Below are 18,505 nucleotides of genomic sequence, written 5' to 3'. Positions count from 1 at the left end.
GACCGAAGACGTCGCGGTTCCCCCGCTGCCCTCGCGTACACGATGACGGCGCTTGCCCACCGCGGCCAGTCTGTCGCCCGCGGCCTGGCCTACATGCCTGCGAATAGCCGACCGCGCCGGCGGCTTCGTATGCCGACTCATAGCGGCCAGACAACCGCGAGCATCGTCAACGGTCACGCGCATCCCGTCCGGGGGCAGAGCTGTCGCCGGCTTTACGCCAGGCCGAGGGCGGCCCGCAACCGGTCGGGATCCATCTGCCCGGGACCGCCCGGCGGGAAGCTGGCCAGCAGCCGGACCAAGTCGTCGCGCCGGCTCGGGTCGGCCGCCGCCTGTCGTGGCGTGGCACCGGAGAGCGCCGGGATCGACTCGTCCAGCCACGCCTGCTCGTGCTGGCGGATGAACTGCTCGATCGCCGCCGCGAAGCGCGGGTCGGACGGGTCCGGCGACACGGCCGGTTGCATCGGTGGCCGCTCCATCGCATCGAGCACGTCGGCCACCGGCCGCCGCGACTCGTCCACCACCTGCAGATCAGGGTCCAGCTGGCGCAGCGCCGCGAGCATGCGGTCGAACCTGCGCTCGCTGTTGGCCTCGACCGTCAGCTGCGCGTCGTCCAGGGTGACCGTCGCCCGGACGCGCCGCATGCCGTCCGTCTGGACGAACTCGTGCCACAGCAGCTCGTCGCCGTCGCGTTCGTAGGTCTCGTCGAGCTCTGCGGCCAGCGCGTCCGGCTGGGCAGTGCGCAGCGTCGCCTCGCACTGCACCATCGGATCACCCTCGGTGTTGCGCAGCTCAGGCGGGGCGAAGCGGGCCGACAGGGCCTCGACCAGCTCCGCCGGCTCCGGTTCACTGTCGAGCAGCTTCAGCAGCGCGTCGCGCTGATGCAGCTGCACCGGCTCCATGCCGCCGAAGCACTGGATCGTCTCGCCCGCCGGAACGAATCGGGCGCACACCAGCAAGTGCTTCCGGACGGCGGTGCTCCCGCGTCGCTCGCGGACGTCGAGTCGATCACCGGTACGCAGGTCCCGGACCCGGAAGCCCGAGCCGGGCGTGACGTCCTCGATCTCGTACAGCGAGCGTTCGGCGAGCAGCCACTGCTGTCCCAGCAGCCGCTCGTCGTCGGGCAGCAGCGGGCCGCGCTCGGCGAGGAAGGCTTCGAAGGCACCGCCCTCGAACAGCAGCGCATCCACGACCCACGGGTCCTGGGTCGCCTGCCACGTGGCCGCCCCGCCGGCCCAGTGGCGGCTGCGGATCCGGGCGAGCCGGATGACGTCCTCACGCCACGGGCCGTCCGAGACGTACATTCCCGACTTCTGGTACAGCCACGCCGCGCGTTCCTCCAGCGGCAGCTGCTCGCGGTTGCGGTGGCAGGCCTTGTACTTGCGACCCGATCCGCACCAGCAGGGCTCGTTGCGGCCGATGTCTGTCCGCTCGACCGGGCGGAAGTGCTCCAGCAGCGCGACCAGCTCGTCGTCGGGACGCGCGCCGGCCCGGCGGAGCAGCGACAGGCCGCGCTCGGCATCGCCGCGGTCACTCGCCATGCGGGCCAGATCGAACAGCGCAGGCACCCAGCCGGGGTCCAGTTCCAGGGCGCCGTAGTAGGCGTCCTCCGCCTCGAGCACGTTGCCGAGCCGGTCGAAAGCCTTGCCCATCAGCCAGCGCAACGCCGGACGCGCCTGGCGCGGCGCCCGAGCGACGAGCGACTCGGCCAGCATGCCGAGCGCCGCGGCACCGGCCCGACCTGCGCCCATCGTCTCGACGGCGACCGCCTCGGCGACGTCCGGGTCGGCCAGGATGCTCAGCGTGGCCTGGACGACGTCCCCGTCGACATCGCTCAGGGGCTCAGCCGGCTCCTGCTCCGCCGGGGCGGACAGGTCCGGCGAACCCGACGCGAGCTCCAGCAGCGTGCCGGCGTTCCCGTGCAGCCGTTTCAACAGGAGGACGGCGGACGCCTCGTCCCCGTCGATGCCGTGGCGGCGCTGCAGGTCTTCCATCTGCTGCCCGGTCCGCCAGCCGGGTAGGTCGAAGCCAGGCGGCGCGAGGTAGTCGCCTTCCCGCACGAGTCCGTGCTCGGCGAGCAGTTCGCCGAGCGGCGGGAGCGGGGTCGCGAACAGCGTCGGATCCTCGGCGCACAACTCCCACAGGACGCTGTCGAGCATGGCGGGCACGTCGTCCCCGATCGCGGTGGTCAGGCGTTCGGCGAAGTTGGCCGGTGGCGGCACGGGCGTCGCTGTGCCGAGCTCGAACCCGTCCGGACGTACGGTGACGCCCAGGAGATCGCCGGCGACCCATCCCCGCAGCGCGTCGGGAGCGAGCAGCCAGGCGGCATCCAGGATCGCACCGTCCGGGACGCCGCGGTTCCGCAACAGCTCGTCGTCGAAGCCGGTGAGGACGTCGGTGACCGAAGATCCATCGCGCAGCCGCTGGTAGCGGGGCTCCTCGGTGAGCATCGCGATGGGATGCAGGTCCGCGGTCGTCTCGATGAAGCCGTGTGCCACCTCGGCGTCGGTGAGTCGGTGGATGAACGTGCGCCCCTCGAGCAGCGCAGGCAGGTACGTCAGCCGTCCGGCGGCGAGGGGCATGACGACGCCGGTCTCGTCGATTTCCAGCAGCTCTTCGAGCACGTCCGCCGGGTCGGTGCCCAGGTCGACGCCACGCCGCTGTAGCTCCGCGACCAGGTCGTCCCTCGACATGGCTGCCTGGTCGCTGAGGATCTCGCGGATCGCGACGCCGATGTCGGAACGTGTGGACGGGATGCGCACGACAGCCGACGCTACCGCCAGATCGTTCGCCGGGAGGAGCGGCGGCGGGCGCTGGGGTGCGGGCGGAGGGCTACGGCGACGAGGGCGAACCGCCGACGGGCTCCGGTGCGCGCCTACTCGACCGCAAGGCAGCCGGGTGCGTGCCCGTCGATCGCGCCTACCGGCGCCTGCGGGTCGTGCACACTGCCCTTTCGCACCGACCAACGGCCGCCACCGGTCGGCTCACCGCAGGGCTCTCCGTCGACAGCGCAGGAGCGGCACTCGAGTCAGCACAGGCGTGTGCGTATGTAGCGTGTCGCCCCTCGGACACCAGCTCGGGCACACCCCTTGGTGGGTGCCACTACGCGGTTCCGCGCGGCATGACCCATCGGTGCTCGAAGTCGAGCACCTCGGCAGCGACCTCGAAGTCGGCGTCGTAGTGCACGATCGTCACCCCGTGCTCAGCCGCCAGTACGGCGGTCAACAGGTCGGCGATGCCTACCGCTCGGTGCCGGCCGGTGCGGGCGAGGACGCGCTGCGCGTCGAAAGCACGCTGCCAGTGACCGTCGTCGGTCGGCAGGTACTCGTACGCCTCGCGACGGTCGGCGCGCACCTGCTCGTACTCGGCTTGGCTACGCGCGCTGTAGAGCGCCTCGGCATCCAGCGGGGCGCAGGTGGCCACCAGGCCGCCGGTGATGAGTGGCTCCAACCGGTCGGCGACGGCAGCCAGCCGCATCCTGGCCGCCGCGCTGGTGTCGATGAGGAACCGGGCGATCACCGCCACACGTCAGCTCGCTGGGTGGAATCCGCCAGGGTCTCGACCCCGCCTTCGCGCAGCCACGTCACCTGCCGCGCGCGAGCAGCGGCACTCGCCGCCTGCTGCAACGCAGCGCGGACCGTGTCCGACACCCCGGTGGTGTTGAGCTCGCGCTGCGCCGAAGCCAGCAGTTCGTCGTCGAGGTCGATCAAGCGCTTCGTCATGGTGCGACCCCTCCTCGCGGATATATACAATGCTAACGCGCAGCATATACACGTTCGAGGCAGATCGGCGCTCTCCGGCCTCGCGGCTCATCCCCATCGCTACGGGGGCGGGGCTGGAAGTCGTGTGCGCAAGTAGCATCTCGCCCCTCGGACACCGGCTCATGCACACCGACGTGGGTGTGCCTCTTCGATCGAAGCCGTGCCATCGGCTGGATGCATGCGGGCTGCCCGCGGCAGCTACGCCACGCTCCCCCGCGGCACGATCCACCGGGTCCGCAGCCTCGGCTCGGCGGCAGCAAGCAGGTCGTAGTCGCCGTCGTAGTGGAGGATCTCCGCATCGTGCACGAGTGCGGTGGCAGCGATGAGCAAGTCCACCACCTTCGGCCCACGGTGGGTGCCGCGCTGCACGAGCGCCCGCTGCAGTGACTGCGCCGCAGCGCCGACAGCGGGAAGCGCGTCCTCCAGCAGCGGCATCGCGGCAAGGGCCTGCATCTCGGCGTCGAACTCCGCCACGTTCCGCACTGAGGTGCAGATTTCCAACCGCTGCACCAGCACTGACCGGAGGCTGTTGAGTGGGCCGTTCAGGTAGTCGAGGACGGCCTCCCGGACCGAGGCGTGCCGAGCCAGGCGGGCATACGCGGAGTTGTCGAGGATCGCCTCAGGCACCCGGCCTGACCTCGGCCAGTGCCTCCGGAGTGAAGTGCGGCGAAACCTGTCCCGCTGCCACCGCCATGATGAGGTCGCGCTGCTCGGCCTGGTGCAGCACCAGATCCAGCGCACGCTCAACGGTCTCCCGCTTCGTAGCCGTGCCGAGCCGCGCCTGCGCTCGGGCAAGCTTGTCCTCAGGGATGTCGACCAGTGTCTTGGCCATGCTCTTGCCCCTCCGCTGCAGTTGTCGACTGAGTAGGATATCATGTCTTGATATCTTGTGGTCGGTTCTGCCTCCGGCTGTCCGTCTCCAGGGAAGAGACAGCGGTGCGAGCCGCTGCTCTGCGGTGTGCCCTGGGCGACCTCGGTGAGGCCGCTGCCGCTGCCGGGAAGGCCGGCGTCCCGTGGGATTGCATCGACGAGGCGGTCGCGACCAGCGGCAAAGCCGGCCGGCAGAAGTACCGCGCCGTGGCCGGCAACCAGGAGCCGATCGCCTCCGGTCACTGACCCCTCTGCGGGATACCGCCTTCGCACCTCTGCCTTGCGACGTAGATCTCGCGCCAGTACGGAGTCGTGCCGATCTCGTCCGGGTCCGCGGATCAACGCACCTCGCCGTTCGTCGGCCTGGACGACGAACTGTCGGCGCTGAGCGACGAGGTTGTCCGGCTGCAGGCGGAGAACGCCCGGCTGCTGCGACTGCTGGAGTTGACTCCGCAGCAGGCGCGCCCACCCGGTCCGGTCCAGACCGGTGTCTTCGACGGCGAGCCGGGGCCGGCGCACCCGGCTCCCCCGCGTCCGCACAGGTCGCCTTCTACGCCAGCCTCTTCCCCGCGCGGGCTGGGTGTCCGCGGTGCGCGGCGGCTGGCGCACGGGCATCCCGGCCGCGGAGCGGGAGTACCTGCCGCTGACCGAGGAAGTAGTCACAGCGTGGGTCGACGGTGGTGTCACCGAGCCGGTGCCTGTCCCGACCGCCGGTGAGCGGGGTGCCACCCGCGCCATCGTGCTCGCGACGCGGCCGCGCGGCTTCGTGTCGGTGTACTCGGCTGGCGATCGAATGGAGGCGGCCTACCTGCGGCGCTCCTGGCGCCCGCCCCGGATGTCCCGCTTCCCTCCCGCCTCGAACGGCGGGCCGACCGGCTCCAAGCGGCTGAGCGCGCTCCCCTGGCCAGCGCGCGGCGACAGCTGCACGCCACTGGGCTCACGTCCTGGCTGCCATGAGTGACTCTCCCGTCCGACGGCCGGCCTGCCGGTCATACGTAGCCGAGGTGCACCGAGTCGATCGACCAGATCGCCGACGTGTCACCGCGGTGAACGGCCTTCAGCCCGGCGAAGTACTCGCTCAGCGCCCGTTCGTAGGGCAGGGTCCCGGCCACGAGCTCCTGCGCGGCGGCAACGATGCGGTCGAGGTCCTCGCGGATGCGGGCGCGGGTCATGCTCGGTGTCCGCGGCCCCTCCTCCCCGTCGATGATGATCTGCGCCGGGTCGAACTGGCTGAAGCTCGGGTAGCGGTCGGGATCGGGCAGTACGGACCGGAACGGCACGTGGTTGAAGTAGTACTCGAACCACCGGCCGCCAGACAGCGAGAGCCACGGGGTGCCCACGGCGAGCGCCGCCAGACCGAACCCGGTGTGCGGGGCGAGGAAGACATCGCAGGCCTCGACGACGGCGAGCTGCTCCCCCAGCGGGACGTCGAAGCAGTCGACCGGTCCCGAGCGGTGGCGCCGGAGCTCGGCCAGGTCGTCACCGCTCAGCGCCGTGCTGGTCCGCTCGTCCTGCGCCGTCCGGCCCAGGAGCACCACCTGTACACCGGTGAAGGCGTCTGCCAGGGCATCGAGGATCTGCGACCACGAGCCGGCGGACGGGTAGCGGGACGCGTCGCTGGAGCCTGCGGGCATCACCGCGATCCGCGCGGCGGGGGCATGGTCGCTGCTCAGCCGGTCGACGGCGGCGCGACGGGCTGTGGCCGGCAGCTCGAGCCGCAGCGGCTGGTGCGGCCGGTACCCGGCGCGTTCGGCGCCCACCACGGACCGGCTCACGCCGGCTCGCAGGTGGGTATCGGAGGCCGCGTAGTAGTCCCGCATCCCGGGGAAGAGCTCGTACTGGAGTGGCTGGTACCGCCGGGTGTCGTCGACGATCCAGTCCCAGTCGCGCGGCACCGACCGCAGCCGCGACGCCGAGTCGGGGCACGGCTCGAGGAACGGGTGCTGGATGGCGTAGGTCGCCGACACGAACGGGCAGAAGCCGGCCAGCTCGGTTGCCGTCGCCGCGTTGAGCGCCAGCGAGACCTCCCGTCCCGGCACCGCCACCGCGTGCCCGTGGGCATAGTGAAGCGCCTCGACGGCGTGCCCCACGGGCTGGGCGTAGAAGAAGTTCACCAGCATGCGGTCGCCGTCCATGGCCCCATCCTGCGAAGGGGCCGCAACCGAATTCCGCAGGGAGGTTCGACCCCCGCAGGGTCGTTCGCCAGTCTGTCGAGGAACTGCTTGACCGCACCTGGTCTCGTGACCACAATTCTAGTCATGACGACGCTGTCCCTCGCGGCGGTCAAGGCTCGCTTCAGCCAGGTGATCGACGACGTCGCCGGTACCCATGAACGCGTCACTGTGACCAAGAACGGCAGTCCGGTCGCCGTCATCCTCGCCGTCGATGACTACGAGTCACTGATGGAAACGCTGGGGATCCTCTCGGACCGCCACGCAGTCCCGGAGATTCGCGAGGCCGAACAGCAGATGGCTCAGGGCCGGGCATACAGCGAAGAGCAGGTACGGGCGGCGCTCGCCAACCGCCGCCGCCCATGAGCGACGGGAGGTACACCGTCGTTCTGTCCGCCGGCGCCCAGCGAGCGATCGGACAGGACCTCCCGGAATCGGTGGCAGTGGCGGTCGTCGACTTCCTCTACGGCCCGCTGGCCGAGAACCCACGCCGCGTCGGCAAGCCGCTGCGGTTCCAGCTCGAGGGCTACTGGTCGGCTCGACGCGGTCAATACCGCGTCATCTACTCCATCCACGGGGACGAGGTTCTGGTCCGCGTCGTCCGGATCTCGCACCGCGCCGACGCCTACGGCTGACGCTGAGTCGGGCCGCGGTCCGGGTCGGGTACGTTCGGCACCCCGTCGCGATGACCGCCATGGCCCGCCGTCCGGCGCTACTGTCCCGCCCATGGCCACCCGGCGTGCGTTGCTGCTGATCGCCGACATCGGCGGCTACACGGAGTACATGCAGTTCCACCGCAGCATGCTGGGGCACGCGGAGGCGGCCACGAGACGCCTGCTCGACAAGATCGTCGACGCCGCACGGGACTTCGAGCTGATCGAGATCGAGGGCGACGCGGCCTTCCTCTCGTGCGACACCGACGGGCTGGACGGCGCCGCGACGCTGTCCGCCGCCACCCGTGCGGCCGTCGCCATGCACCGCGCCTTCCATGCGCAGCGCCGGCTGATCGAGCTCAACATGTGTCCCTGCGGAAGCTGCACGCAGACCGGCGCCCTGAAGCTCAAGTTCGTGGCGCACGTCGGGGACGTCGCGACCCAGACGATCAGGCGCCGGAAGAAGCTCGTCGGTATGGACGTGATCTACGTCCACCGCCTGCTCAAGAACCCCGTGACGGTGCCGGAGTACCTCCTGGTCACCGACGACCTCTTCCGCGACGGTGGCGCCACCTCCGCCGGACTGACGGCCCACGAGATCGCGCAGGACCTCGAGGGCATCGGACGGGTGCAGACCTTCTACGTCGACGTCCAGGACATCACCGCGACGCTCGCACCCGCGCCGGAGCCCTCGTTGCTCCTGCGCATCGGCGCCACCTTCGACATGGTCGGCCGGGGCCTCCCGCACATCCTCCCCCGCCGACGCCCACGGTCACTCGCCTCCGCCGGCTGAGGCGTCGTCGTCGAACAGCGACGGCTCCAGCTCCCGCTCGGGCAGGACCTGGATGAAGTACTCCACGCCGAACATCTCCCGGAGGATCGAGTCCGGAAACATCGTCGGATCGATCGGGTACTGGGAGCGATGTGCAGCAGTCGCCCGGATCTTGTGGCCGACGAAATCCGAGACGTCGATGCACGTGCTCACCCTGGCGTCGACCCGATCCCCCGAGGGCAGCGTCCGCGTCAGCATCGGGAGCGCCTGGCCCCCGTGCACGTCGGCGACGAAGCGGTCGGACGCCAGGAACGTCAGGCTCGTGACGTCGTCGAGGGCCACCACGTGCGCGTTGCGCGGCCGGCCTGTGGCGATGCCTTCCTCCCCGATGAACTCACCCGGACCCGACCGGTCGACGACCCGCACGCGACCGTCCGCACCCTCTCGTCGGATCTCCACGGAACCGGACAGGAGGAAGTGCATCATCGTGGCCTCCTCACCCTGCTCGATGAGGTAGGAGCCGGCCGGGAACCACTCGACGTTCACGAAGTCGGCCGCGTATCCCAGCGCCGCCGTCTCGCGCGAGAAGACCGACAGGGCGCGGACGAACTCCCTGGTCCCCTTGAAGCGGGTCGTCAGCTCCACCACCCACGCGGCCAGCCGGTCGCGCAGCAGCATCCCACTGCGCGGCAGGTGACAGTGGAAGAGCCGGGGCGACGTGGCCGACCGCAGCCGGTAGCAGGCCTCGGTCACCGCGGCTCCCACGGCCACGTGGTCGGGGTGACCGGAGAACCCGTCGGGCCCGAACGTGATCACCACGTCGGGCTCGAACTCGGTGATGAGCGCCGACACCTGCTCGAGCAGGGTCGCACCGTCGACCCCGGAGAGGCCGCCGTCCGGGTGGTCGAGACACCTCGTCAGGCTGAGCCCGAGCTCCTTGCCGGCCGCCTCGAGTTCCCGCTCCCGCACCCCCCGCAGGGTGGCCCGGGTGGCGACGCCGGCGTCCCTGATCTGGCCCGCTCCACCGCGGGTGAGCGAGACGACCCCGACGTCGGCGCCGGAGCCCGCGAACTTGGCGAGCGTGCCGCCGGCGCAGATGGTCTCGTCGTCGGGATGGGCGAAGATCCCCAACAGACGCCGAGCCCTCCGACCGGCGGGATCCACAGACATGTCGTACGCCCACCGATCACCGTCGAGGCTGCCGCCGGCACCTGAGGATGGACCTGTGGGCCGGCCGGCCGGTCGAGCGCGCACCGTACCGTCCCGCGGAGCGCGCGAGCCAGCATTTCCGTCGCGCACACCGACCGCAGAGGCCACGTCCGACTCGACGTACCCGTAGCGACTTCCCTGTTAGCGTCCGCGCCGTGCCGGGGTCCTACCGCGAGGCGTGGGCATCGGTGGCGCGCAATCGCAACCTCCGGCTCGCGCAGGTGTCGTCGCTGTCGGCCTGGACCGGCGAGTTCCTGTTCCTGTCCGCGATGACGGTGTACGCGTTCGACCAGGGCGGCGCGGCGGGCGTGGGCCTGGTCGGGTTCCTCCGGGTGCTGCCGGCGACGCTCGCGCTCCCCTGGTTGGGCGCGCTGGCCGACCGGGTCTCGCGCCGGCAGCTGCTCGTGATCGCGTGCGCGCTCCGAGCGGTCACCGCGGCGGGGGCCGCGGTGGCCGTCGATCAGCCGGCGGTGGTGTATGCGTTGCTGACGCTCTCGACGGTCTGCCATGCCGCCTACCGGCCGGTGCTCGCGGCCCTGTTCCCCACGCTGTGCACCAGGCCGGAGGAGCTCACCGCGGTGAACGCGGTCCGGGCCATCCTCGACGGTGCGGCCGCGCTCATCGGTCCCCTGGCCGCGGCCGCGCTGCTCGCGGGGTACGACGCGGCAGCCGCGTTCGCCGCGGTCGCCCTGCTCTCCGGTGCTGCCGGCGCGCTGGCTGCCCGACTGCGCTACGAATCGCCGCGCCCTGCCGCAGCCGACAGGCCGGCCGACCGGGTGGGGGCGGTCTCCGACGTGGTCGAGGGGCTGCGCGAACTGCGACGACGCCCACGGGCGCTGGACGTGATCGTCCTGGGCGGCGCGCAGTGCCTGGTCCGCGGCGCGCTGACCGTGCTGGTGGTGGTGGTCGCCGTGGAGGTCACCGACCTGGGTCGCCCGGGGGTCGGGGTCCTCTGGGCGGCGTTCGGGGTCGGCGGCTTCGTCGCGGCCATGGCCTCGATCGGCGCGGCGGGCAGCGCCCGACTCGGCACGTTGTTCGGTGCCGGGATCGCGATGTGGGGCGTGCCGATCGTCCTCATCGGCTTGCTGACGGGCAGTCCCGTGGCGGTCGGCGCGTTCGTCGTCATCGGCGCCGCCAACGCGCTCGTCGACGTCAGCGGGTTCACGCTGCTGCAGCGACTCGTCCCCGACCAGACGCTGGCGCGTGTGCTCGCCCTGACCGAGGCGGTGTTCTCGCTGGCGCTGGCACTGGGCTCGCTGGCGATCCCGCTCGTCCTCTCCACGCTGGGCGACACAGGCACCCTCATCGCCACCGGCGGCAGCCTGCCGGTGGCGGTCACCGCTCGCTGGGCGGCGCTGCGGGCGATCGACGCGGACATCGGCGTGCGGCGCGACCGGATCGTGCTACTGCGCCGGGTCGGCATGTTCCGCCTGCTGCCCGTCCCGGCCATCGAGGGCCTGGCGCTGCGCCTGGGCAGGTTGCGTGTGCCGGCGCAGCGCGATGTGTTCCGGAAGGGTGATCCGGCCGACGGGTTCTTCGTCGTCGAATCCGGACGCGTGGCCGTGATCGACGACGGGCACGAGATCCGCCGGCTGGGCCCCGGCGACGCCTTCGGCGAGATCGCGCTGCTTCGTGCGGTCCCGCGGACGGCAACCGTCCGTGCCGTCGAGGACACCGAACTCGCCACCCTCAGCGGGGACCAGTTCGTGTCGGCGATCACCGGCTTCTCCGCGACCTCCTCCACCGCCGAGCAAGTCGTCACTGGCTACCTCTCGGACGACCGGCAGCGGCACGCGGACCCACCGCGAGCCGACCCCGAGGGCCGACGAGATTCGCACTGACGGGCGACGCCCCCTGAAGGACCCGCCCCTGCCGCTCGACACCGCCGCCACTCGCCCTCCGACGTGCCACGCGTCAGCCGGGCAGGATGCCGCGCTCGTAGGCGGTGGCGACGGCGGCCGCCCGATCGGTGACGTCGAGCTTGGCGAACACGTGCACCAGGTGCGTCTTCACCGTGGCCTCGCTGACGAACAGGGTCGTTGCGATCGCCCGGTTCGGCGTGCCCTGGGCAACCAGGCGCAGCACCGCGAGCTCCCGGTCGGTCAGTTCTCCCGAGGTCCCGCGCCGCAGTCGCGAGACCACCTGGGTGGCCACCGCCGGCGACAGCACCGACTCTCCGCCCGCCGCCGCGTGGAGAGCCGTCACCAGCTGGTCCCGGGGTGTGTCCTTCAGGACGTAGCCGGTGGCCCCGGCCTCGAGTGCCTCGCGCACGTCCCGGGCGGTGGCGAAGGTGGACAGGATCAGCACCCGCACCGGGTCGCCGCGCAGCGCCTCGATCGCGGCCAGCCCGTCACCCCGGGGCATCCGTAGATCCAGGAGCAGGACGTCGGGCCGGGTGGCCCGCACCACGGCCACCGCCTCCACGCCGTCCCCGGCCTCGCCGACGACCTCGACGTCCGGCACCGCACCGAGCATGCCGCGCAACCCGTCGCGCACCACCGGGTGGTCGTCGGCCAGGACCACCCGGACGGTGCGCCGCTCAGCCACGGGTCCCCGGCAACCGGAGCGAGACCGCCGTCCCGCTACCCGGCTCGGACTCCACGACCACCTCGCCACCGACCCACTCCGCGCGCTGCCGCATCCCGCGCAGGCCGAACCGGAGAGCGGTCGGCCCGGTGCCGTCGTCCACGGCTGCGGAGAAGCCCACCCCGTCGTCCCGCACGTCCAGGAGGACCTCGTCGCAGAGGAACGAGAGGGTCACCCCCACCCGCGAGGCACGGGCGTGCCGCGTCACGTTCGCCAGGGACTCCCCGGCCACGCGCAGGAGGACCGCCTCGACGTCGTCGGGCAGGGGGCGAGCGGTGCCGGTGACCACCAGCTCGGCTCGCGCACCGGTGCGGGCGGTCCAGTCCCGGACCAGCTGATCCAGCGCCGCGGGGGCGTCCGCGTCGTCCAGCTGGGAAGGCATGAGGCCCTCGACGGACCGTCGGGCGTCGATGAGCGCGGTGCGGGCCAGCTCGGTCGCGGCCGTGACCCGTTGCCCGACGGCAGCGGGGTCGGGGTCGTCCGTGGCTGCCTGCAACTGGGTGACAACCCCGACGAGGCTCTGCGCGATCGTGTCGTGGATCTCCAGGGCGAGCCGCTCCCGTTCCTCGTGCCGGCCCGCCGCTCGAGCGCGCTGGAGCAGCGCCGCGTGCAGGGCGGCGTTCTCGGCGAGCGCCTCGGCCAGCCGGGCATTGGTCCGCTCCAGCTCCTCGATGGTCGCGACCCGGCTCGCCGCGACCGCCTGCTCGTGCCGCTCCATCCGGACGAAGAACAGCGCCGCCCCCGCGTTGAGGGCGAACAGCCCGACGAACGCCGTGGCCTGCGCCCCGTTGGCGGGCGGCAGGCCGCCGGACTGCGCACCCGCCAGGGTCAGAGCGGTGAGCAGCACCACCGGGGTGACGAGCCGCCGACGGACGTGCTCGACCGTGTCGAAGTAGCCGAGGGAGGCGAAGACGGCGAAGAAGGGGTTGATCCAGGTCAGGACGGCGGCGGCTCCGGTGCGGGCGAGGAGGTAGAGCTCGCTGCCCCGGTCCGGTCTGGCCCGGCGGTCCCACCGTCGGTCGACCATCCAGGCGTGCGCGCCGGCGACGGCCACGACCAGCACCCCGGTGGTCGCCAGGGCCGCCGGCCCACGGTCGAACAGGCTCATGGTCAACCCCGCCAGCACGCAGGACAGGCCCAGCACCGCATAGGGCACGCGGCGCATCTGGGCGCGCCACCGGACCTCGATCGGGGTCCCGAGGTCGGTCACCCGAGCCATCCTTCCGTGGTGCTCACTGCCAGCGGAAGCATCGCACCGCCAGGACGGCGAGCAGGACGGCCCAGCCGGCCACGACGGAGACCTGCAGCAGGGAGGGCCAGTCCCCGGCCTGGGCCCGGTCCATGGCGAGCGCCGCAGCGCCGGTCGGGGTGGCCGCGACGATGTCGCGGAGGAGGCCGCCCATCGCGCTGACCGGGTACCAGACACCGGCGGTGAACATGAGCGGGAGGAACGCCACGATCCCCAGGGTCGAGGAGGCCCGGACCGACGGCGCCGTCCCCGAGATCAGGGCGCCGACGCCGAGCACCGCGACGACGGCGAGCACGTAGGCGAGCAGCCAGGCGGGCAGGGTGTCGGGCAGCGCGACGCCGAAGGCGAGCCGGCTCACGGCGAGGACGAGCACCATCGACAGCAGGACGGCGGCCGCGTGCAGGGCGACCTGCACGCCGAGCACGTGCCCTGCCCGGGCCGGGGTGGTGGCGATCCGGCGGAGCACGTGCTGCTCCCGGTACGCGCTGATCACCGTCGGCATCGCCAGGATCCCGCCCATGATCGCCGCCAGCAGGCAGGAGGTCGGCACGTAGGCGTCCAGGAAGCTCCTGCCGCCGTAGTCCGCCGACGGCTCGTCGAATCCGGGGACGAACGCGAGGACGACGAGCAGGATCGTGGGGAACGCGACGATCCAGAACAGCGACCCCGGTTCGCGGAGGAAGAGCCGCGTCTCCGCGGCGAGGACGGCCCGTCCGGGGCGGGCCCGGCGGTCCGCGACCGGCGATGCGGTACGGGGAACGGTCACGAGATCTCCTCCATGGCGGGGGCGGTGTCGGTGTCGGGGCGGCGGACGAGGGCGAGGTAGGCCTCGTCGAGGGTGGTGGCGGAGACGCGCAGCCCGGCCGGCTCCACCTGGCGCTCCTGTAGGACGCGCAGCACCGCGAGGACGCCGTCGTCGGTCCCGGCCACCTCGAGCCGGGCCCCTCGCCGCTCGACCTGCCGGACGCCGGGCAGCCCGGCGAGCACGTCCGCCGGGAGGACCGCGGCGGGAGCGGTGAAGGACATGACCGTCGAGCTCGCCGAGCGGGCGACCACGTCGTCCGGCGTGCCCTCGGCGACCACCCGGCCGCCGGCCAGCACGGTGATCCGGTCGCAGAGCTGCTGGGCCTCCTCCATCAGGTGGGTCACGAGGACGACCGTGGTGCCGCTCCCCCGGACGTTCCGGATCAGCTCCCAGGTCTCCCGGCGGGCCTCCGGGTCCAGGCCGGTGGTCAGCTCGTCGAGGATCACCACCCGGGGTCGGCCCACCAGCGCGGTGGCGATCGCCAGCCGTTGCTGCTGGCCGCCGGAGAGCTTGGCGTAGCGGGTGCCGGCGACCCGCCCCAGGCCGAGGCGTTCGATGAGCTCGTCCGGGTCGGCCGGGGCGTCGTGGAAGGCCGCGACCATGGCGACGGCCTCGCGGGCGGTCAGCTTGGCCTGCAGGCCCGAGCTCTGCAGCTGCACGCCGAGGAGTCCGGTGACCTGACGGCGATCCCGCCAGGGGACGTGCCCGGCGAGGCGGACGGTGCCGCGGTCGGGGCGGGTCAGCCCCGCCATGCACTCGACCGTGGTGGTCTTGCCGGCGCCGTTGGGACCGAGCACTCCGATGATCTCGCCCTCGTGCACGTCGAGGTCGACGTGCTCGACGGCCACGGTGGAGCGGTACGTCTTGCGGAGGGCGCGGACCTCGATCAGTGGCATGGCACGACCCTGGCAACGCCCAACCCGCCGCGACGTCCATCGACCGGCTGGAGCTGCCTCCACCGATCGGCGCAGGCCTTCTCCGTCGTGGTGGATCGGCTGTGCGCGGACATTCCGTGGCCGACATCACGACCGGCCGCTGCTGCCCGGAGGAGTGGGCTCCCGCCCCTCGGACACCAGCTGATGCACACCCGCCAGCTCGAGCGGGTGGCTACGAGCGCAGTGCGGCCAGCCCCAGCTCCTCGGCCGCACGGATGAGCCGGTCATCGAACGCGGCGACTCGCGCGGCCGCATCGTGGGCGGCCAGCAGGGCACAGCAATCCGGCATCCGCAAACCCGTGTCGGCGCGCAACCGGGCCAGCCGAACAGCGGTGTCGGCCGGAAACGGCTGTTCCCCGACCTCCAGCTCCCGTAACGCCGAACGCGCGGCGTCGAGGCGGCCGGTTCGCGACGGGCCGACGAGCACCTCCGCGAGCGTGAGCGGGTTGGCGGCGAACTCGTCGTCGATCTCCCGGGCGAGCAGCGACTCGGCCTGGTGATGCTGGGCGTTCTCGGCATCGAGGTAGGCGATGAGCACGCTGGCGTCCAGCACGATCACGCCGGCCACTCCTGGCGCAACTGCTCCAGATAGTTCGCACCGTAGGCGCCGGTGAGGGCACCACTGTGTTCCCGTAGCGCGTCGAGCCGTCGACGTCGCCGGTCTTCCTGCGCGCGCTGGGCGACCTGCTGGCCTTCCAGCGCGAGGCGAACGAGCAACTGCGCGCGGCTCAGCCCGGGATACCGGGAGGCCGCGGAGTCCAGAGCTGCAGCGAGTTCATCGGTCTCGGTCACCATGATCCGCGGACGTGTGGTGGGCACGCAGGCAAGTGTGGCACCTAGCGTTCAGGTGCTGCACCTCGGGATCCCGTTGGCCGACGTCTCATACCGCGTGGCACCAACGGGCGACGCTTCTGCGGCACTGGACCGCAACGGGCTGGGCTGGCGCGGCCGGTCGACGCTGCCCGATCTCAGCGTGTCGAGTCGGCCGAGTGGCGGTCAGGCCCGCTGACGCCGAGAGGGCTGGTGGAGCGTCGCCGGAAGTGTCGGCCACGGCCGCGCTGGGCCGGCCGGGTGAGCCGCTCATGACGAGAGGTAGCGGATCACCGCCAGTACTCGGCGATGGTCGTCATCGCTGGGCGCCAGGTCGAGCTGGTCGTAGATGTGGGACGTGTGCTGCACGACCGCCCGCTCGGTGATCGCCAGGGTTCTGGCGATCGACGCGTTGGTCCGGCCCTCGGACATCAGGACCAGCACCTGCTGCTGGCGAGGGGTCAGCCGGTCGAGCGCATCGTGGTGCCCCCTGGCGCGGGCGACCATGAGGCTCACGACCTCGGGGTCGAGGACGGTGCCTCCGGCAGCGATCCGGCGGAGATCGTCCGTGAACGTGTCGATGTCGGCGATCCGCTGCTTGAGGAGGTACCCGACGCCCGACGGGCGATCGCCCAGCAGCTCGACGGCGTAGGCGCGCTGGAGGTGCTGCGACAGCACGAGGACGGCGATCTCGGGATGCTTCCGTCGGATCTCCGTCGCCGCCCGCAGGCCCGCGTCCTTGTGATCGGGTGGCATCCGGATGTCGGTGACGACGATGTCGGGAACGTGTTCCTCCGCGCTGCGGACCAGCGCGTGTGCATCTCCGACCGCGGCGACGACATCGAACCCGGCCGCCTGCATCACGTGCGTGAGCCCGGTGCGCAACAGCGCCTCGTCCTCGCCGATCACGACCCGCACGGCAGCTCCACCAGCAGATGGGTGCCTCCGCCGGCCGGGCTCTCGATGGTGAACCGGCCACCGAGGGCATCGACACGATCGGCGAGCCCGTGCAGCCCCACACCAGCCTCCTGGGTCGCACCGCCGACGCCGTCGTCGGTCACGCCGATGACGAGCCGCGTCGGCGTGTGCTCGAGCGTCACGGTCAACGTGTCGGCCGCGGCGTGCTTGACCGCGTTGGTCAGCGCCTCCGCGACCACGAAGTAGGCCGTCCGCTCCACCGTCGCCGGCAGGCGCCCGTCGACCTCGGCCACCGCCAGCCGGGTGGGCAGCGGCATGCGGTCGACCAGGTCCTCGATGGCCGCGGTCAGACCCCGCTCGACGAGGGCGGCCGGCATCAGGGTGTGGACGATCCCCCGGAGGTGCCGGGCGGCCCCGTCGATGCCGACGCGGAGGCGCGTCGCCGCGCCGGGGAGGTCGGCGGCCCCGTCGATGCGAGCCAGTTGCTGCGCTTCGAGCGCCAGTAGGACGAGCTCCACCTGCAGACCGTCGTGCAGGTCCTGGGCGATGCGCTGCCGGGCCCGGTCGCCTGCCTCGACGAGGCGGGCGCGCGACTGCTGCAGGTCGGCATGGCTGGCCCGCAGCTCGGCCGTCAACCGGTCGTGGTCGATGGCGAGGGCGGCCACCTGACCCGCCCCGCGGACCAACTCGGCGTCGTCGATGACCGTCGCGTCGTAGACGATGGCGCCGATCCGTCTCGACCCGAGCTCGATGTCGACCAGGTCGCGGTGCTCGCCCAGCGCCGACGTGTCGAACGAGGCGCCGTCGCCGTCCACGAAGGCGCGCCCGTCCCGCGACGCGTACACGACCTGCAGCGACGCGTCCCCGAGGGTGCGCCCGAGGGCAGCGGCGAGCAGCTCCGGGGTGGCGGCGGACGACGAGAGCCAGGCACTCAGCTCCTGGATCTCCGCCGTCCTCGCGAACCCCCCGCGCAGCATCGCCGCCGCGAACGCGACGGGCACCCCGGCCAGCAGGACGATCTGCAGCCCGACCACCTGCGCGACCGAGAGCCCGGCGGACGGGCCGAGGAGAGGTCCGAGCGGCGTGGCGAGAACAGCCAGGGTCCCGTAGGCGTACAGCGGTAGCAGGACTCGACGTTGGCCGGGCGTCGCGTCCCACAACCGATCGACGAGCACGTACGCGGTCATCAGCATGACCACCATCCCCGCGCCTCGCTGGAGCCAGCTGCCGGCATCGAGGAGATCCGGCCGATGGGCGACGAACAGCATGCCCGCCGGGCTGGCGTCCGGGTCGAAGAGGTAACCCGGGACCTGCAGAACGAGCGACACCACGAAACCCCCCACCACCGTCAGGCGGGAGGTGCGCGAGCGGAGGCGGCCGGACGGGAAGGCGTGCAGCAGCCACACCACCACGGCGAGCGGGGTGGTGGCGAGCACGACGCCGACGGCCACCAGGACGGGCGTCACGGTGTTGGCGAGAGCGACGACGAACCAGGTCAGAGCCCCGACGACCATGATCGGGCCGGTCCGGTTGCTCGGCCGGCGCCGCCACGCCTCGAGCCCCGCGGCCAGGTAGACCAGCCCCCCGGCGGGGAACAGGGCGAGCAGCCACCAGAGGTCCTCGCGCTGGTCGGCGAGCAGGGCGATCTCGATGCCGGCGACGAGGGCACCGGACGCGCCGATCAGCGCGAGACTCACCATCAGCGCCCGGGCCAGCGGCGATCGCACACCTCGCCGACGCGCCACCGGTGCAGCATGGCACCGGCGACG

The 18,505-nt window shown here is 72.1% G+C and carries 20 protein-coding genes; 5 read left to right on the top strand and 15 right to left on the bottom strand.

What is annotated here, in order from left to right:
- Nucleotides 1-212 precede the first annotated feature (212 nt).
- From ACYVG5_RS01685 to ACYVG5_RS01665, 5 genes are all read right to left on the bottom strand, one after another.
- Nucleotides 213-2,759 carry an SEC-C domain-containing protein gene (locus ACYVG5_RS01685; RefSeq protein WP_222047788.1) on the bottom strand — a complete coding sequence of 849 codons (2,547 nt, stop codon included), beginning with the start codon at nt 2,757-2,759 and terminating at the stop codon, nt 213-215.
- Between the two features lie 340 nt (nt 2,760-3,099).
- Nucleotides 3,100-3,516: a PIN domain-containing protein gene (locus ACYVG5_RS01680; RefSeq protein WP_222047785.1), complete on the bottom strand. Its 417-nt coding sequence runs from the start codon at nt 3,514-3,516 to the stop codon at nt 3,100-3,102.
- The gene (locus ACYVG5_RS01675; RefSeq protein WP_222047782.1) at nt 3,513-3,719 is read right to left on the bottom strand and encodes a DUF2191 domain-containing protein; all 207 of its coding nucleotides are present in this window, start codon (nt 3,717-3,719) and stop codon (nt 3,513-3,515) included. The genes ACYVG5_RS01680 and ACYVG5_RS01675 overlap by 4 nt, the downstream gene beginning before the upstream one ends.
- A 237-nt stretch (nt 3,720-3,956) precedes the next feature.
- Nucleotides 3,957-4,385: a PIN domain-containing protein gene (locus tag ACYVG5_RS01670; protein ID WP_460682911.1), complete on the bottom strand. Its 429-nt coding sequence runs from the start codon at nt 4,383-4,385 to the stop codon at nt 3,957-3,959.
- Complete coding sequence (locus ACYVG5_RS01665; protein WP_222047776.1) at nt 4,378-4,590, bottom strand: type II toxin-antitoxin system VapB family antitoxin; 213 nt, start codon at nt 4,588-4,590, stop codon at nt 4,378-4,380. The genes ACYVG5_RS01670 and ACYVG5_RS01665 overlap by 8 nt, the downstream gene beginning before the upstream one ends.
- Nucleotides 4,591-4,694: 104 nt before the next feature.
- On the opposite strand from ACYVG5_RS01665, the gene ACYVG5_RS01660 reads away from it, so the two are divergent.
- Nucleotides 4,695-4,874: a hypothetical protein gene (locus tag ACYVG5_RS01660; RefSeq protein WP_222047773.1), complete on the top strand. Its 180-nt coding sequence runs from the start codon at nt 4,695-4,697 to the stop codon at nt 4,872-4,874.
- Between the two features lie 743 nt (nt 4,875-5,617).
- On the opposite strand, the gene ACYVG5_RS01655 is transcribed toward ACYVG5_RS01660, so the two are convergent.
- Nucleotides 5,618-6,763: a glycosyltransferase family protein gene (locus ACYVG5_RS01655; RefSeq protein WP_222047768.1), complete on the bottom strand. Its 1,146-nt coding sequence runs from the start codon at nt 6,761-6,763 to the stop codon at nt 5,618-5,620.
- Nucleotides 6,764-6,886: 123 nt separating this feature from the next.
- On the opposite strand from ACYVG5_RS01655, the gene ACYVG5_RS01650 reads away from it, so the two are divergent.
- The 3 genes from ACYVG5_RS01650 to ACYVG5_RS01640 all read left to right on the top strand — a co-directional run bounded on the left by ACYVG5_RS01650 (nt 6,887) and on the right by ACYVG5_RS01640 (nt 8,245).
- Complete coding sequence (locus tag ACYVG5_RS01650) at nt 6,887-7,165, top strand: type II toxin-antitoxin system Phd/YefM family antitoxin (protein ID WP_222047765.1); 279 nt, start codon at nt 6,887-6,889, stop codon at nt 7,163-7,165.
- Nucleotides 7,162-7,434, top strand: coding sequence for a type II toxin-antitoxin system RelE family toxin (locus ACYVG5_RS01645; protein ID WP_222047762.1), 273 nt, complete (start codon nt 7,162-7,164; stop codon nt 7,432-7,434). The genes ACYVG5_RS01650 and ACYVG5_RS01645 overlap by 4 nt, the downstream gene beginning before the upstream one ends.
- A gap of 91 nt (nt 7,435-7,525) precedes the next feature.
- Nucleotides 7,526-8,245 carry a DUF2652 domain-containing protein gene (locus ACYVG5_RS01640; protein ID WP_222047759.1) on the top strand — a complete coding sequence of 240 codons (720 nt, stop codon included), beginning with the start codon at nt 7,526-7,528 and terminating at the stop codon, nt 8,243-8,245.
- On the opposite strand, the gene ACYVG5_RS01635 is transcribed toward ACYVG5_RS01640, so the two are convergent.
- Nucleotides 8,225-9,355 (bottom strand): PIG-L family deacetylase, encoded by a 1,131-nt coding sequence (locus ACYVG5_RS01635; RefSeq protein ID WP_222047755.1) that lies wholly within the window; start codon nt 9,353-9,355, stop codon nt 8,225-8,227. The genes ACYVG5_RS01640 and ACYVG5_RS01635 overlap by 21 nt on opposite strands.
- A 233-nt stretch (nt 9,356-9,588) precedes the next feature.
- Between ACYVG5_RS01635 and ACYVG5_RS01630 the strand changes: the two genes are divergently transcribed.
- The gene (locus tag ACYVG5_RS01630) at nt 9,589-11,274 is read left to right on the top strand and encodes a cyclic nucleotide-binding domain-containing protein (RefSeq protein ID WP_222047752.1); all 1,686 of its coding nucleotides are present in this window, start codon (nt 9,589-9,591) and stop codon (nt 11,272-11,274) included.
- 73 nt (nt 11,275-11,347) lie between these two features.
- Here the strand turns inward: ACYVG5_RS01630 and ACYVG5_RS01625 are convergent, their stop codons facing one another.
- The 8 genes from ACYVG5_RS01625 to ACYVG5_RS01590 form a co-directional block, all read right to left on the bottom strand.
- The gene (locus tag ACYVG5_RS01625; protein WP_460682910.1) at nt 11,348-11,980 is read right to left on the bottom strand and encodes a response regulator; all 633 of its coding nucleotides are present in this window, start codon (nt 11,978-11,980) and stop codon (nt 11,348-11,350) included.
- Nucleotides 11,973-13,229, bottom strand: coding sequence for a sensor histidine kinase (locus ACYVG5_RS01620; protein ID WP_222047750.1), 1,257 nt, complete (start codon nt 13,227-13,229; stop codon nt 11,973-11,975). The genes ACYVG5_RS01625 and ACYVG5_RS01620 overlap by 8 nt, the downstream gene beginning before the upstream one ends.
- Before the next feature lie 22 nt (nt 13,230-13,251).
- Nucleotides 13,252-14,034: an ABC transporter permease gene (locus ACYVG5_RS01615; RefSeq protein WP_222047747.1), complete on the bottom strand. Its 783-nt coding sequence runs from the start codon at nt 14,032-14,034 to the stop codon at nt 13,252-13,254.
- The gene (locus ACYVG5_RS01610) at nt 14,031-14,969 is read right to left on the bottom strand and encodes an ABC transporter ATP-binding protein (protein WP_222047744.1); all 939 of its coding nucleotides are present in this window, start codon (nt 14,967-14,969) and stop codon (nt 14,031-14,033) included. Before ACYVG5_RS01610 ends, ACYVG5_RS01615 begins: the two co-directional genes overlap by 4 nt.
- A gap of 211 nt (nt 14,970-15,180) precedes the next feature.
- Nucleotides 15,181-15,567 (bottom strand): type II toxin-antitoxin system VapC family toxin, encoded by a 387-nt coding sequence (locus ACYVG5_RS01605; protein ID WP_222047741.1) that lies wholly within the window; start codon nt 15,565-15,567, stop codon nt 15,181-15,183.
- Nucleotides 15,564-15,827, bottom strand: coding sequence for a hypothetical protein (locus ACYVG5_RS01600; protein ID WP_222047738.1), 264 nt, complete (start codon nt 15,825-15,827; stop codon nt 15,564-15,566). The genes ACYVG5_RS01605 and ACYVG5_RS01600 overlap by 4 nt, the downstream gene beginning before the upstream one ends.
- 261 nt (nt 15,828-16,088) lie before the next feature.
- Complete coding sequence (locus ACYVG5_RS01595; RefSeq protein WP_222047735.1) at nt 16,089-16,736, bottom strand: response regulator transcription factor; 648 nt, start codon at nt 16,734-16,736, stop codon at nt 16,089-16,091.
- Nucleotides 16,724-18,481, bottom strand: coding sequence for a sensor histidine kinase (locus tag ACYVG5_RS01590; RefSeq protein ID WP_460682909.1), 1,758 nt, complete (start codon nt 18,479-18,481; stop codon nt 16,724-16,726). Before ACYVG5_RS01590 ends, ACYVG5_RS01595 begins: the two co-directional genes overlap by 13 nt.
- Nucleotides 18,482-18,505: the final 24 nt, after the last annotated feature.

It is taken from the genome of Modestobacter lapidis (assembly GCF_054780755.1).
This window is presented reverse-complemented; position numbering and strand designations above follow the sequence as displayed.